Origin of the sequence: Micrococcus sp. HMSC067E09, from assembly GCF_001812555.1 — a bacterium.
In the GTDB taxonomy this organism is placed as follows: domain Bacteria; phylum Actinomycetota; class Actinomycetes; order Actinomycetales; family Micrococcaceae; genus Micrococcus; species Micrococcus lylae.
In genome coordinates this window covers 18513-32957 of record NZ_KV809446.1, presented here as the reverse complement: position 1 = coordinate 32957, position 14445 = coordinate 18513, and the positions used below count along the sequence as shown (strand labels likewise).

The following is a 14445-nucleotide window of genomic DNA, read 5'->3' as shown; positions in this document are numbered from 1 at the left end:
TGGGGACGGGCGCACCCTGTGCAGGAGGGGATCCACGACGACGGACTGTCGGGTGGGTCTGCCACGGCAGGGCGGGTTCCTGGTCGCCTCCGGATTCGGGCGCGCGGGGCGCGCCACAGGGGCACTCACGGTGCGGGCGGAGGCGGAGCTGTCGGCGAGCGGTGCTCGAGCCGGTGGGCTCAGATGTACATCAGGAACATGCGGGACAGCCTACAGAACCGAGCGGCGGATGTGCACGGGGCGTCCGCCGCGGGCGGAACCGGGGTGGGAAGGAGGCGGCGGGACGGGCGCCGGTACGATCGTGGCCGTGACCGACAGCGCCCACTACTTCTCCTCCGAGCCGGACACCCCGGAACGCCGCCGCACGATCAGCGTCGAGCTGGCCGGACGCGAGGTGTGCGTACAGACCGCCAACGGGATCTTCTCCCCCGAGGGGATCGACAAGGGCACCCGCGCGCTGCTCGCCGTGGTGCCGGAGCCGCCGGCCGAGGGCGCGTTCCTGGACGTGGGTGCCGGCTGGGGCCCGATCGCGCTGACCATGGCGATGCAGTCCCCGGGCGCGCAGGTGACCGCGGTGGAGGTCAACGAGCGCTCGATCGCCCTGTGCCGGGACAACGCCGAGGCCGTGGGCGCGGCGAACGTGACCGCGGTGCGCCCGGAGGAGGTGCCCGAGGACGCCGGGTTCGACCTGATCTGGTCCAACCCGCCGATCCGCATCGGCAAGCCGGCCCTGCACGCGCTGCTGCAGCGGTGGCTGCCGGCGCTGAACCCGAGCGGCGAGGCGTGGCTGGTGGTGCAGAAGAACCTCGGGGCGGACTCGCTGCTGCCGTGGATTCGCACGATGCTCCAGCAGCGGGCGCCCAGCGAGTTCACCGCCGAGCGCGCGGACACCGTGAAGGGCTTCCGGATCCTGAAGGTCGCCCGGCAGAGCTGATCCCCGCCCGGACCGTTTTCGTTCGGGAAACGGTCGAGTTCCAGAGCGCTTTCGTTCGGGAGAGCGTCGAGTCTCGGAACACCTGCACTCGACGAAGAGACCGAGCACCGACGGGGCGGGAGGCGCCGAGGGTTCAAGCGACCTGCAGGGGCTGGATCTCCTCGAGCTTCCCCTCGAGCACCCGGTGCTGCATGCGCAGCTCGTAATTGGCCTGAAGGTTCATCCAGAACTCCTCCGACGTACCGAAGTAGCGCGCCAGTCGAATGGCGGTGTCGGCGGTGATGCCGCGCTTGCCGAGGACGATCTCGTTGATGCGGCGCGGCGGGACGCCCAGGGCGACTGCCACACGGTTCTGCGACAGGTCGAAGCCCTGGATGAAGTCCACCAGGAGGATCTCGCCCGGATGGACGGGCTCGAGCAGGTCCCGGTCAGTGGCAGTCGACGAGTTCGACATCCTCCGCTCCTCCTTCAGTCCAGACGAAGCAGAGCCGCCACTGCGCATTGACACGGACGCTGTACTGACCACGTCGGTCGCCGACGAGCTGTTCCAGGCGATTCCCCGGTGGAATTCGAAGGTCGTCCACCACATGAGCGGCGTTGATCATCTCCAACTTCCTCAGGGTCGCGCGCTGCACCGTTCGATCGATGCGCTTCACGTAGGCCCCGTGCCAGATGCGCTCGGTGTCCTTGCTTCCGAACGATCTGATCATGCACTCAGAGTATAACGCTCCGCGTCATGGATGGGTCGGGTGTGGAAAACCTTCCCCGTCTGCGCGACGGCCCCGCTGCCCCACAGCCGGGCGGTCGCAGGAGCGTCGGGTTGGCTGCACGACGAACCCGACGTTCTTCCGAACGAAAGTGCCCCGGAACGCGACGGTTTCACGAACGAAAGCACCCTGGAACTCGACCGTTTCCCGAACGAAAGTGCCAGGGGTTCAGCCGAGGGTGCCGCGGAAGACCAGTTCGGCCGGGCCGGCGAGGACCACGTGCTCGGTGCCGTCGGCGTGGGCGAGGAAGTCGACGGCCAGCAGGCCGCCGGGGACCTCCACGAGCCAGGAGTCGCAGCCTTCGGTGCCGGCCCAGGCGCGCATCGCGGTGGCGGCGGCGCAGGCGCCCGTGCCGCAGGACCGGGTCTCCCCCACTCCGCGCTCGTGCACACGCATCTTCACCCGGCCGACGCCGTCGCGGATCATCGGCTCGAAGGCGGCCACGAACTCCACGTTGGTGCCGTTCTCCGGGGCCGGCTCCACGTGCGGGGCACGGGTCAGGTCCAGCTCGGCCAGGTCCTCGAAGGACTGCACGGGCACCACGGTGTGCGGATTGCCCATGGAGATGCTCAGCGCCGGACGGGGATCCTGCAGGCCCGCGGCCTCCACCACGGAGTCCGACGCCGCTTCCTGCGCCAGCTCCGGGTCGATGTAGCTCCACGGACCCATGTCGATGGCGTAGCCGTGGTCCAGGCGGGTCACGTGCTTGACGCCGGCGCGGGTGCCGATCGCCAGGGTCTGCCCCGGCTCGAGGGGCACGAGCTGCTCGGACACCAGGAAGTGCACGAACACGCGCACCCCGTTGCCGCACATCTCGGACACGGAGCCGTCCGCGTTGCGGTAGTCCATGAACCACTCGGCGTCCGGATGCTCGGCCAGCAGAGCCTGCCCCTCGGCGAGGTGCTTCGAGGGCACCGCACGGATGACGCCGTCGCCGCCGATGCCGTGGTGGCGGTCGGCCAGCGCGGCCACCTTCTCGGCCTCAAGGGCCACGGTGCCGTCCGGGTCGGCGATCAGGACGAAGTCGTTCCCGGTGCCGTGCCCCTTGGCGAAGGTCAGTCCGGACAGGGCGTCGAGGGCGGCACGGTGCTTGCTCATGCCGCCCAGTCTAGGGGCCGCAGCCGGCCCGGGACGGCCGCCGGCTCGGGATGTCCCCGTCGGCCGTCGGCTCGGGATGTCCCCGCCCGCCGCCGGCCCTGGTCCCGGCCCTCACTCCTGAAGCAGCGAGACCGTCCCGGCGGAGCCGTCCACGCGCACCTTCTGCCCGTTCTCCAGCCGCTGCATCACGCCGCGGATCGCCATGACGGCCGGCAGCCCGAGCTCGCGCGCGGTCACCGCGCCGTGGGAGAGGGCGCCGCCGGACTCCGTGATCACCCCGGAGGCCTGGTAGAACAGCGCGGTCCAGGCCGGGTTGGTCGTGCGGGCCACGAGGATCGCCCCGGACAGGAAGGACGCGAAGTCCTCCGGCCCGTGCACCAGGAACACCTCCCCCTCCACCGAGCCCGGGCTGCCCGCGGCGCCCACCAGCGCGTCGCCGTCGACCTGCTCGGCCTCCGACTCGCCCCACACCCAGTCCGGGGTGCCCGCGCACGCGGCCTCGTAGGCCGCCTTGTGTTCGGCGGCCACCGCCGTCAGCGGCGCCAGATCCTGCTTCCCGACGGCGGCGCCCTCGCCGTCCGAGGGCGTGTGGCCGTCGTCGTGCCCCTCGCCGGTGACGCCGAAGGCGGCGTCCAGGTCCGCGACCGGCAGGAAGAACGCGTCCATGGGGTCGCTGAGCACGCCCTCGTCCACCAGGCCGGCGCCGAGGGAGCGGACGGCGCGGCGCAGGATCGGACTCATGCGGGTGGTCTGGTAGTGCTCGAGGTCGTCCAGGGCGGTGTACTCACGGGCCAGGCGGATGACCTCCTGCACCAGGTAGCGCAGCGGGTCCGGGACCTCGGCCAGCACGGCCAGCTCGGTCTCCATGGCGGTGACCTTCGCCCGCCGGTCCGCGGCGGCGTGGTCCTCGTCCTCGCGGTCGGCCATGAGGCGGATCTGGTCCAGGACGATGTGCGGGGCCTCCACCCAGGTGGGGTGGTAGGCGTCGAAGTCGAGCTCACGGTGGCCGTGCCGCTGCAGGAACCGCGTGAAGGCAGCGGCGAACTCCGGCCACGTCTCGAGGCGGTCCACCACGGCGGCCGCACCGTCAACGGCGAGCGCGTCCAGCAGCTCCGGGGTGGCGCGCAGGGTGCGGGAGAGCTCCCACAGCTCGGCGTTGACCTGACCGGTCTTGGTGTCCGTGGCGGAGAGGAGCTGCTCGAACACCTGCTGCGCCTGCTCCGTGCTCAGCGCCATGGACAGCATGCGCTGCAGGGCGCCGTAGAGGGTGCGCTGGGTCAGGGAGATGGCGATGTTCGGCAGGAAGTAGGCGTTGCCGGCGGCGGCGATGGCCTTGACGTGCTCCCAGCGGGCCGGCAGGTCCAGTGCGTCCGGGTCCACGGCGTCGAGCCGGCCGAGGGCGAGCAGGTAGGTGTCCAGGTCCCGGGCCCACTGCAGGGGCAGCTGCTGCACCCAGGAGTAGTCGCGGATGATCTCCGGGATGGCGGCCTCGAGGGACTCGGCGTCCGTGAGCATGCGCAGCGGCAGCCGGTCCGCGTAGAGCTCCACGGCGGTCTGGTTGCCGTAGATCCAGGAGTCCTTCATCACGAACCACTTGTCGTCGAACGGCGGCAGGCCCATGAGGTCGAAGGAGTGGTTCAGGGAGCGGTGGAAGCCGTCCTCCACCAGGTCCCAGGTCAGCGGGGCGATCGGCGTGGGGAACCGCTCCGCGGACTCGTCCCGGGTGAGCCGGGCGGCCACGCGGGTGACGGGGCGGGACTGCAGCAGGAACAGCCGCCCCTGCGAGTACGCCCATTCGATGTCCTGCGGGAACCCGGCGTGCACCTCGGCGGCCACGGCCAGGTCCGCGACCTCGGCACGCTGGTCCTCGGTGAGGGCCGGGCGGGCCCCGTGTTCGGCGAAGAGGTCCACCTCCTTCGTGCCGCCGCCGGGCAGGGAGACGAGGGCGTGGGGCTTCTCCGCGATCGTCTCGGCCACCTGCTCGTGCCCGTGGCGGGCGACGATGTACTCGTCCACCGGCTCTTCTCCCCCGACGACCGTCTCGCCCAGGCCGAAGGCCGCGTTGATCAGCACGTGTCCCATCTGCCCGCGCACCGGATCCACGGAGAAGGCGACGCCGGCCGCCTCCTCGGCGCCCACCTCCACCATCTGCTGCACGACGACGGCCATGGCCGCCTCGAGATGGTCCACCCCGAGCCGCTGCCGGTACCGCATGGCATGGGCGTTCCAGAGCGAGGCGTGGCAGGCCAGCACCTTCGCCAGCACGTCCTCCACGCCGCGCACGCCCAGGTGGGTGTCGTGCTGGCCGGCGAAGGCGGCGCCGGGCAGGTCCTCCATGGTGCCGGAGGACCGCACCGCCACCGCGTGGTCCGCCAGCCCCGACTGCTCCATCAGCGCGGCGAGCCGGCTGCGCCAGGCCTCCGGGACCTCGGCGGCCAGGATCAGCTCCTGGGCTTCGGCGGCGGCGGTGTCCACGTCGGTCTCGCCGGCGTCCAGGCGGGCCAGGACCGCCCGCAGGTCCGGTGCGATGTCCTTCACCAGGTCCCGGTAGGCCTCGGCGGTGACAATCAGCCCCGGCGGCACCGGCAGCGCACGGGCCGTCCGGGCCAGGGACGCGCCCTTGCCTCCGGACACGGCCAGCTCGGCGGCGTCCTCGTGGTGGAAGTCGATGATCAGGGCCATGGCGTCTCTCCTGGTGGCGGGTCGGGCGTCTGGTTGAGGAACGGTCGGGACGAGGTGGCGGGCAGACCCGGGGCTACAGCCGCCAGCGGTTCACACCGAGCAGTGCCCACCCGGCGGCGCTCGAGGCCAGCGCCGCGGCACCTGCGGCGGGCTTGGCCACGGTGAGCCCGGCGAGCACGGGGGCCCACAGCAGGGCGGCGGCCGTGCCGCCGAGCACACGGAAGAAGCTGACGGTGTTCACGGCGTCCGCCTTCTTCCCCACCGCCCAGGCGGTGAGCAGGACCGGGGCGATCGGAGCCTGCAGGGTCAGGCCGAGCAGCCGCGGCCAGCGCGGCGCCGGGGCTCCGGGCAGCGGCGGGCGGCCGGCGCGAGCCTGACGCTGATGGTGCAGGAAGGACTCGGTGAAGCCCTCTGCGGCGCGGGCGTCGGCGCCGGCGGCCGTGAGGACGGCGTGGAAGGACTGATCGTCCGGGCAGTCCACGGACACCGCGTCCAAGGCTGTGGACAGCACCTGGTGGATGCGGTCGACCTCGGCGGGGTCAGGCGCTCCGCCGGCGCCGGGCACCGGGGCGCGCGACGGCCCAGGTGAGGCGGCATCGGACGCCGAGGTGCCGTCGTCGGGAAGCGGGACAGGGTCCCCGAGGAGGACCTCCACGCGGGAGCGGTAGCGGTCCGGGGCGGAGTAGAACAGGCCCACCGGGACGACCTCCACGTCCACGCCCTGGGCGCGGCAGGCGGCGAGGATCCGGGCGGCGCCCTTCCGGTACGGCTGCGGGGCGTGCGACCACTCGGAGGTGCCCTCGGGCAGGACCACGAGGTCTCCCCCGGCGGCCAGGTGGCGCACCCCGGCGGTCACCGGGTCCGCGACCTCGGCCGGGTCCATGCCGTAGCGCTCCACGTCCTTCGGTCGCACCACGGGGATGCCGGTGAACAGCAGGCGCAGCAGCGGATGGCGCAGCAGCTGGGCCGAGACGAGGAACTGCGCGCCGGGGGCGGCGGAGGCCAGGGCGCAGCCGTCGATGGCGCCATTGCGGTGGCTGGCGAGGTAGAGGCGGGGACGGTGGCCGTCGTCGGTGGGCCGGGTGCTGCGCGAGCGGCGCGAGCCGCGCGGGCCGCGGCGCAGGGCACGGGCAGGGCGGACCTCTCCCAGGATCCGGGGCCGGCCGAAGGCGACCGTGCCGAGCGTCGTCACCAGGCCGCGGTGCCATGCGCTGGGGGCGCTGCCGGGCTTCGGTGTGCTGAAGGCCATGACGCTTCCGCTCCTTCCCTCTGCTTTCCAGCACCGTAGCGGCGCCTGTGTGAGCGGCGCCACCGCAGGGAGCGCTCCGGGGATGCGCTCAGAGCGAAGGGCGGCTGTGCAGGAGAGGACGCCCGGGGCACGAGCTCAGTCCCGCGACGAGTCAGAGCACCGCCAGCGCCTGCTCCACCACGTCCTCGGCCAGCGCCTCCACCCAGTGCACGCGCGGGTCGGCGCGGAACCAGGTCTCCTGGCGGCGGGCGAAGCGGCGGGTGGCCACGATGGTCTGCTCGATCGCCTCGGCCTCGGTGAACTCCCCGTCCTGGACGGCCAGGAACGGGGCGTAGCCGATGGCCCGCGACGCCGTCTTGCCCTCCCGCAGCCCGGCGGCCTCCAGGCGGCGGACCTCCTCGGCGAGCCCGGCGTCCACCATGGCGTGGACGCGGGCGGCGATGCGCTCGTGCAGCACGGCCCGGTCGATCCGCAGGCCGATCTGCACCGCCGGCGCGACGTCCGGGCGGGTCTGCCGCTGTGGCATGAACGCACTGAAGGGGCGGCCGGTGATGCGGTGGACCTCCAGGGCGCGCACCAGGCGCCGCTCGTCCCTCACGTTCTGCGCGGAGGCCGCATCCACCGCGGCGAGCTCGGCCCGCAGGGCGGCGGCGCCGCGCTCGGCCAGCTCGGCCTCCACCTCGGCACGCACCGCGGGATCGGTGGGCGGGAACTCCAGCACGTCCAGGGCGGCGCGGACGTAGAGGCCCGAACCGCCCACGAGGATCGGGGTCCTGTCCCGCCGGCGGATCTGCGCGAACAGCTCCCGTGCCTGCCTCTGGAACGCGGCCACGGAGGCCTCCTCGGTGACGTCCAGGACGTCCAGCAGGTGGTGCGGCACCCCCTGCTGCTCGGCCGGCATGGTCTTGGCGGTGCCGATGTCCATGCCCCGGTAGAACTGCAGGGCGTCCGCGTTGACGACCTCCCCGTCCAGGCGCTGTGCCAGCGTCACGGCCAGTGCCGACTTGCCGGTGGCCGTGGCCCCGACGACGGCGATCACCGGGCGCTGCCGGCTCGCCTGGGTGCCGGAGGACATCAGGAGCGCGGACGCAGCGACGGCATGCCGAGGCTGGTGGCGCCGCCGGCGCCCGGGGTGGGCACGCCGCAGGACTCGGCCTGCGCGCGGTCCCAGGCATCGCCGGCCCGGCTGCGGCGGACCTGGTAGTCCTCGGCGGTCGGGTCCGCGATGGCGAAGAACGCGGCGGCGTCCGTGACGGTGACGGTCACGAAGTCGCCCGGGCGCGGGGTCTCACAGCCGGCGGGCACCGAGAAGTGCACCAGCCGGTGGTCCGGGGCACGGCCGGCCAGGCGGCCGGTCTCCCCGGCCTTGGAGCCGGACTGCTCGGTGACCATCAGCTCCTGGCGGGTGCCCACGAGGGTCTTCATCTCCTCGGCGGAGATGCGGTCCTGCAGCTTCACGAGGCGCTCGAAGCGCTCCTGCACCTTCTGCTTGGGCACCTGGTCCTCCATCTCGCCGGCGGGGGTGCCGGGGCGGATGGAGTACTGGAAGGTGAACGCCGAGGAGAAGCGGGAGGCCTCCACCACGCGCAGGGTGTCCTCGAAGTCCTCGTCGGTCTCGCCGGGGAAGCCCACGATGATGTCCGTGGTGATGGCCGCGTGCGGCATGCGCTCACGGACCTTCTCCAAGATCCCCAGGAACTTCTTCGACCGGTAGGACCGGCGCATGTCCTTGAGGACCTTGTCCGAGCCGGACTGCAGCGGCATGTGCAGCTGCGGCATCACGTTGGGGGTCTCGGCCATGGCGTCGATGACGTCGTCCGTGAAGGACGCCGGATGCGGGGAGGTGAAGCGCACCCGCTCCAGCCCCTCGATCTCGCCGCAGGCGCGCAGCAGCTTGGCGAAGGCTCCGCGGTCTCCGAACTCCACGCCGTAGGTGTTCACGTTCTGCCCGAGCAGGGTCACCTCCACGATGCCCTCGGCCACCAGCGCCTTGATCTCCTGCAGGATCTCGCCCGGACGGCGGTCCTTCTCCTTGCCGCGCAGGGACGGGACGATGCAGAAGGTGCACGTGTTGTTGCAGCCCACGGAGATGGACACCCACGCCGAATGGGTGGACTCGCGCTTGGTCGGTAGCGTGGAGGGGAAGACCTCGAGGGCCTCGAGCAGCTCGACCTCGGCACGGTGGTTGTGGCGGGCGCGCTCGAGCAGGGTCGGCAGCGAGCCGATGTTGTGGGTGCCGAACACCACGTCCACCCACGGCGCCTTCTGAACGATCACGTCCTGGTCCTTCTGGGCCAGGCAGCCGCCGACGGCGATCTGCATGCCCTCGTGGGCCTGCTTCACGTTCCGCAGGTTGCCGAGGTTGCCGTAGAGACGGTTGTCCGCGTTCTCACGCACGGCGCAGGTGTTGAAGACGACCAGGTCGGCCTGGTCACCCTCGGCGACGGGCCTGTAGCCGGTGGACTCGAGCAGGCCGGAGATGCGCTCGGAGTCGTGGACGTTCATCTGGCAGCCGAAGGTGCGCACCTCGTAGGTGCGGCCGGTGTTGTCCGGCACGATGGGTGCGGTCGCGGCGGGGGTCTGCGGGGCGTCAGCGGTGGTGGTCATCGCAGGTCATTCTAGTGGCGCGTGGCTTCCCGACGGCGGCCCGGCACCGTGGGTGCGCGGCCGGCGGTCCTCAGAGGGCCGGCCTCAGCCGTCCTGGGCGTCGATGGCGTCGCGGACGACCGAGAATGCCAGGCCGGGCGCGTAGCCCTTGCGGCCGAGCATGGCGACGAGCCGCCGCACATGCCTGTCCCGCTCGGCCCGGGACTCCGGGTCCGGGCCGGTGGGCACGGGACGGGTGCGGATCTTCTTGGCGACGAGCTCCGCGGCAGCGGCGCGCTCGTCCTCCCCGGTGACGGCCTCCAGGGCCTCCTCGGCGGTCTCGCCGTCCACGCCCTTCTCCTTGAGCTCGCGGCGCAGGGCGCTGCGGGCCAGGCCGCGGCCGCGGTGGCGGGAGCGCACCAGGGTCTCGGCGAAGGCGGCGTCGTCCACCAGACGGACGGCCTCCATGCGGTCCAGGACCTCGGCGCCGACCTCCTCCGGGATGCCGCGGTCCGCCAGGCGCTCCTCGAGCTGGTGGCGGGAACGGGGCGCACCCGTGAGGTGGCGCAGCGCGATGTTCCGGGCCAGCTCGCGCAGCTCGTCCGGGTCGGACGGCAGCGGCGCCGGCTCCCGGCGTCTGCCGCTGCCGCGACCGCGGGGGCCACCGCCGGCCTCGGCGCTCGTCCTGCGGCGGCTGCGGCGCGGCTCGGGCAACCCAGAGCCCACCACGTGCTCGCGTTCGGCCTGCGCACGGGCGCGCCGGGCAGCGCTGCGGGCGCGGGCCGCGGCGAGGCGATCGGGGTCGACGCCGTCCGGCAGATCCTCCCCGAGGCACTCGGTGTCCGCGGCCGTCGTCTCGTCACCGGTTTCCCCGCGGCGGGCGTCCCGTTCTCGGGCGGCCTTCACGGAAGGGGCCTCGATCCAGATGGCGTCACCCCACGAAGGATCTCCCTGGGGCTTGCCGCGGCCTCGCCGCTCACTCATGCGCTGATCCGTGCGGTGCGGCGGATCAGCCGGCGTCCGGGACGGCCGTCAGCGCGGGCTCCTCGCCCTCCGCCTCGGCGTCCTCGTCCGGCACAATGCCGAGCTTCTGGAGGATCCGGGTCTCGATCTCGAGGGCCAGGTCCGGGTTGTCCTTGAGGAAGCGGCGCGCATTCTCCTTGCCCTGGCCGAGCTGGTCCCCGTCATAGGTGAACCAGGCACCAGACTTGCGCACGATGCCCTCCTCGACGCCCATGTCGATCAGGCCGCCCTCCTTGGAGATGCCCTCGCCGTAGAGGATGTCGAACTCGGCCTGCTTGAAAGGCGGGGCCATCTTGTTCTTCACGATCTTGGCGCGGGTGCGGTTGCCGACCGGGTTGCCGGCCTCCTTGAGGGTCTCGATGCGGCGCACGTCGATGCGGACCGAGGCGTAGAACTTCAGGGCCTTGCCGCCGGTGGTGGTCTCCGGCGAGCCGAAGAACACGCCGATCTTCTCGCGCAGCTGGTTGATGAAGATCGCGGTGGTCTTGGATTGGGCCAGGCGGCCGGTGATCTTGCGCAGCGCCTGGGACATGAGGCGGGCCTGCAGGCCGACGTGGGAGTCGCCCATCTCTCCCTCGATCTCGGCGCGCGGCACGAGCGCGGCCACGGAGTCGACGACGATGATGTCCAGGGAGCCCGAGGAGACGAGCATGTCCATGATCTCGAGGGCCTGCTCGCCGGTGTCCGGCTGGGAGACCAGCAGGGCGTCCGTGTCCACGCCGAGCTTGCGGGCGTAGACCGGGTCGAGCGCATGCTCGGCGTCGATGAACGCGGCGATGCCGCCGTTGCGCTGGGCGTTGGCCACCGCATGCAGGGCGACCGTGGTCTTGCCCGAGGACTCCGGGCCGTAGATCTCCACGACGCGGCCGCGGGGCAGGCCGCCGGTGCCGAGGGCCACGTCCAGGGCGACGGAGCCGGTGGAGATGGTCTCGACCGGGGTCTGGGACTGCTCGCCCAGACGCATCACGGAGCCCTTGCCGAACTGCTTGTCGATCTGGGCCAGGGCGGCGTCGAGGGCCTTCTGACGGTCGTTGCCGGTGTCGGTGCTCATCTTTCACCTCTGGATGTGTGGTCTTCGGTCCGGGCCGCGGGGCCCGGCGCGGGTCCGTCCGATCCGCTCGTGGACGACACTACGGACGGGCGCCGACACGATAGGGCGCGCCGGCGGATCTGTGGACGGCAGCCCGCGTTCGGTCTGCTGTGGAGGACACTACCGCACATCTTCGAACATGTGTTCGATACGGTGCGGCGTGTCCGGCGCTCACCCCTTCGGCGGGATGTCCCGGCCGAGCCGGCGCTCCTCCGGCACGTCCTGCAGGTCGCAGATCGCCCGCCAGACGTCCCGCGGGTCCACCCCCTTCGCCAACGCCTCGGCGCCCGTGCAGTCGAGCCCGGGCAGGTTCAAGGTGTCCACGATCACCGGCCCCCGGGCGGGGCCGAACTCCTCGACCACGAGGCGGGTGAACTCGCTGCGGCGCATGCAGGTCCTCTCGGATCGTCTCTCGGTCCGCGGCGCGGAGCCACGGGAGCGCGCCCTGCCCGGGCGTGCGGTGTCGATGATGTCACGGCGGCGTGCCGCCGTGACGCGACGACGGGCGGTCGCCTTCGTGTGAAGGCGACCGCCCGTCGTCGTGGAGCAGCGGATCCGACGATCAGTGGGCGAGGGTGCCCACACGGCCGGAGCCGCCGAGGTCTGCGGTCAGCTCGTCCGGCACGGTGTCCGGGACGATGACGCCCTCCTGCTCGGCGATGCGGTCCGAGACCTCGCGGAGCATGGCGGACAGCGGCACGTCGAGTGCGTCGCAGATCGAGGCCAGCAGCTCGGAGGAGGCCTCCTTCTGGCCGCGCTCCACCTCGGACAGGTAGCCGAGGGAGACGCGCGCGTCGTGCGACACCTCGCGGAGCGTGCGGCCCTGGCGCTGGCGGACGTCGCGGAGGACGTCGCCGATCTCGTGACGGAGGGTGGGCATGGAGCGCTCCTTGATCTCGGGGGCGGCGGGGGTCTGGTGGGCCTCAGCCTGCGGTCCGTCCTGGACCCAGCGGGTGATGCCGTTGGCGTGGATGGGGTGCCTCATCATGTCTATCGGTACCTCCTGGACGTTCCCTGGACCACAGCGCTGAGGTCGCCCGGTCCGATCGCGCCCTCTGTTCTTGACTCGTTCAGGACAACCGCACCGGTTCGGTGTTCATTCCCGCCGGGGCGAACTTTTCCGTTCCGTGACCTTCAGTCCGCTCGAGCGCGTTCCTCGGCCGCCTCCCGGCGGCGCCGCTCACGGCGGGAGTAGGTGGCCGTGCGGATCGCCTCGGAATCGTCGAAGCTGGAGCCCACGGCGCCGGCGATCATGCCCATCGACGTGGCCAGCCACGCCAGGGCCACGTAGTCCCCCACCCCGGCGGAGCCGTCGAGCTCGGCCGCCAGGTAGCCCTGCGGGATGATCAGCCCTGCCACGAGTGCCAGGCCGAGGAACAGCCCCGCGTAGAGCACACAAACGGCGGCCCCCACGGTAACCAGCGTGGCCGCATTGTCCAGGCCCGCCCGCCCCCTGTTGCCCGCCGAGGGCGCCCACATCCCGTTCGCGGTGATCAGCCAGACCACCAGCAGCGCGAGGGAGACCAGCATGACGGCGGTCAGCCGGGCAATGGACATCTCGTTGGACAGCACCCAGATCGAGCCGAAGAAGATGCCGTAGGCGCCGACCGCCCCGGCCGAGGCCAGTGTCCAGCTCATCGACCGCGGCATCTGCAGCGGTCGGTTGGCGGCGACCATGCCCGACAGCAGCCGCAGTCGACCGCGCAGCCCGCGGGCGAACACCGTCCCTGACCGTGTGCCGTCCGGCAGCAGGCCCTCCGTCTCGGCACGCGTCTCGGTGTGCGGCAGCGGGGTCAGCCCCGCGCTGAGGTCCGTGCGGGCGCGGCCGGAGTCCGCGTCGAACTCGAGGTCCTCGGCCGCGCCGACGTGCTCCTCGCCCAGGACGTGGCCCACCACTCGCGCGAGGGTCTCGCGCAGACGATGGCGGGTGCGAAGCACACCCAGCGCCGGCACGCAGACCACGGCCCAGCGCTCGGCCGGCACCACGTCCGCGACCACGCCACGGCCATCCTCGAAGCGGGGCAGGTCCACGACGGCCACCACGGTGTCCCACCCCTGCTGATCGGCCAGCTCGTGGATGGCCTCCGGCAGGATCATGCCGCCGTCGGCCGAGACCGGCAGCGCCCGTTCCACAACGCGCACCTCCCAGTCGGTCGTGTCCCCGAGCCGGGCGGAGAGCACCTCCGGCAGGGTCTGCGCCATGTCCTCGGCCAGCCGCAACGGCAGACCTGGGTCGGCGACGAGCCCGACCACGTGGCGGCCGCCGCCGTCGGGAGCGGACTCAGACGGGCAGTGCAAGGGGATCTCGGTGTCGCGTGGGGTCACTGGAGCACCGTACGGCCGGTGGGGGCGGGCCCGTCGAGGGACCGGGGCCTGTCGGTCCGCTGTGAGTGTCCGGCCGCCCGCGGCGAACCGGCGGCGCGGCAGGCGTGGGTCCGCGCACGTCAGCGGCCGAGCAGCTCGGCCACCATGGCCAGGGCGGCCTGCGTGGACTGGGCCCGGATCGCCTCGCGGTCCCCGTCCAGCTGGAGGAGCCGGGCCGCCGTGACCGTCCCGTCCGCCTGCGGCTCACCGCCCTCGCCCACGACGACGGCCGCCTGATCCGCCAGCTCCTCACCGACGGCCAGGCCCACCCAGACCGTCCCCACGGCCTTGCCCTGGTGCGGTTCCGGACCGGCGACGCCGGTGGTGGAGACCCCGATGTCCGCGCCGACGAGGCGGCGCGCGCCGGCGGCCATCTGGCGGGCGGTCTCCGGGTCCACGGCGCCGCGGGTGTCCAGCACCTGCGCGTCCACGCCGAGCACCTCGTGCTTCACGCGGTTCTGGTAGGCGACCACCCCGCCCTGCAGCACGGTCGAGGCCCCGGGAATGTCGGCCACGGCGGCCGCCACGCGGCCGGCGGTGAGGGACTCGGCGCAGGCCAGGGTCAGGCCCCGCTCCCTCAGCCCCCGGACCAGGGCGAGGAGAAAGGCGGAGGGCTGTGCCGTCGTCGTCATGTGGATCTCCTCAGGGCACC

At 72.5% G+C, this 14445-nt stretch carries 14 protein-coding genes; 1 reads left to right on the top strand and 13 read right to left on the bottom strand.

All coding sequences use genetic code 11. The features are described from left to right. Positions 1 to 298: 298 nt before the first annotated feature. Positions 299 to 934: a class I SAM-dependent methyltransferase gene (locus tag HMPREF2863_RS08140; protein ID WP_070639386.1), complete on the top strand. Its 636-nt coding sequence runs from the start codon at positions 299 to 301 to the stop codon at positions 932 to 934. A gap of 133 nt (positions 935 to 1067) precedes the next feature. Here HMPREF2863_RS08140 and HMPREF2863_RS08135 read toward each other — a convergent pair whose 3' ends face one another. The 13 genes from HMPREF2863_RS08135 to HMPREF2863_RS08080 all read right to left on the bottom strand — a co-directional run bounded on the left by HMPREF2863_RS08135 (position 1068) and on the right by HMPREF2863_RS08080 (position 14425). Next, positions 1068 to 1388, bottom strand: coding sequence for a HigA family addiction module antitoxin (locus tag HMPREF2863_RS08135; RefSeq protein ID WP_070639351.1), 321 nt, complete (start codon positions 1386 to 1388; stop codon positions 1068 to 1070). Then, the gene (locus HMPREF2863_RS11555) at positions 1363 to 1644 is read right to left on the bottom strand and encodes a type II toxin-antitoxin system RelE/ParE family toxin (RefSeq protein ID WP_083315319.1); all 282 of its coding nucleotides are present in this window, start codon (positions 1642 to 1644) and stop codon (positions 1363 to 1365) included. The genes HMPREF2863_RS08135 and HMPREF2863_RS11555 overlap by 26 nt, the downstream gene beginning before the upstream one ends. A 225-nt stretch (positions 1645 to 1869) precedes the next feature. Then, positions 1870 to 2799 (bottom strand): diaminopimelate epimerase, encoded by a 930-nt coding sequence (dapF, locus tag HMPREF2863_RS08130; RefSeq protein ID WP_070639349.1) that lies wholly within the window; start codon positions 2797 to 2799, stop codon positions 1870 to 1872. Positions 2800 to 2910: 111 nt separating this feature from the next. Next, a complete protein-coding gene (locus HMPREF2863_RS08125; RefSeq protein ID WP_070639347.1) occupies positions 2911 to 5481 on the bottom strand; it encodes a PEP/pyruvate-binding domain-containing protein in 2571 nt (856 codons plus the stop codon). Positions 5482 to 5554: 73 nt separating this feature from the next. Beyond that, positions 5555 to 6730 (bottom strand): lysophospholipid acyltransferase family protein, encoded by a 1176-nt coding sequence (locus HMPREF2863_RS08120; RefSeq protein WP_070639346.1) that lies wholly within the window; start codon positions 6728 to 6730, stop codon positions 5555 to 5557. 151 nt (positions 6731 to 6881) lie between these two features. Beyond that, positions 6882 to 7805: a tRNA (adenosine(37)-N6)-dimethylallyltransferase MiaA gene (gene miaA / locus HMPREF2863_RS08115; RefSeq protein WP_070639344.1), complete on the bottom strand. Its 924-nt coding sequence runs from the start codon at positions 7803 to 7805 to the stop codon at positions 6882 to 6884. Continuing rightward, on the bottom strand, positions 7805 to 9337 hold the full coding sequence (miaB, locus tag HMPREF2863_RS08110; RefSeq protein WP_070639342.1) for a tRNA (N6-isopentenyl adenosine(37)-C2)-methylthiotransferase MiaB: 1533 nt from the start codon (positions 9335 to 9337) through the stop codon (positions 7805 to 7807). The genes miaA and miaB overlap by 1 nt, the downstream gene beginning before the upstream one ends. An 84-nt stretch (positions 9338 to 9421) precedes the next feature. Beyond that, a complete protein-coding gene (locus HMPREF2863_RS08105; RefSeq protein WP_083315318.1) occupies positions 9422 to 10300 on the bottom strand; it encodes a regulatory protein RecX in 879 nt (292 codons plus the stop codon). Between the two features lie 25 nt (positions 10301 to 10325). Continuing rightward, a complete protein-coding gene (recA, locus tag HMPREF2863_RS08100; protein WP_067189877.1) occupies positions 10326 to 11390 on the bottom strand; it encodes a recombinase RecA in 1065 nt (354 codons plus the stop codon). Between the two features lie 210 nt (positions 11391 to 11600). Beyond that, positions 11601 to 11819 carry a DUF3046 domain-containing protein gene (locus HMPREF2863_RS08095; protein ID WP_070639340.1) on the bottom strand — a complete coding sequence of 73 codons (219 nt, stop codon included), beginning with the start codon at positions 11817 to 11819 and terminating at the stop codon, positions 11601 to 11603. Positions 11820 to 11991: 172 nt separating this feature from the next. Continuing rightward, positions 11992 to 12417 (bottom strand): helix-turn-helix domain-containing protein, encoded by a 426-nt coding sequence (locus tag HMPREF2863_RS08090; protein WP_070639338.1) that lies wholly within the window; start codon positions 12415 to 12417, stop codon positions 11992 to 11994. A gap of 146 nt (positions 12418 to 12563) precedes the next feature. Next, complete coding sequence (locus tag HMPREF2863_RS08085) at positions 12564 to 13754, bottom strand: UbiA prenyltransferase family protein (protein ID WP_088478002.1); 1191 nt, start codon at positions 13752 to 13754, stop codon at positions 12564 to 12566. A 119-nt stretch (positions 13755 to 13873) separates the two neighbouring features. After that, positions 13874 to 14425, bottom strand: coding sequence for a CinA family protein (locus HMPREF2863_RS08080; RefSeq protein ID WP_083315317.1), 552 nt, complete (start codon positions 14423 to 14425; stop codon positions 13874 to 13876). Between the last annotated feature and the right edge of the window lie 20 nt (positions 14426 to 14445).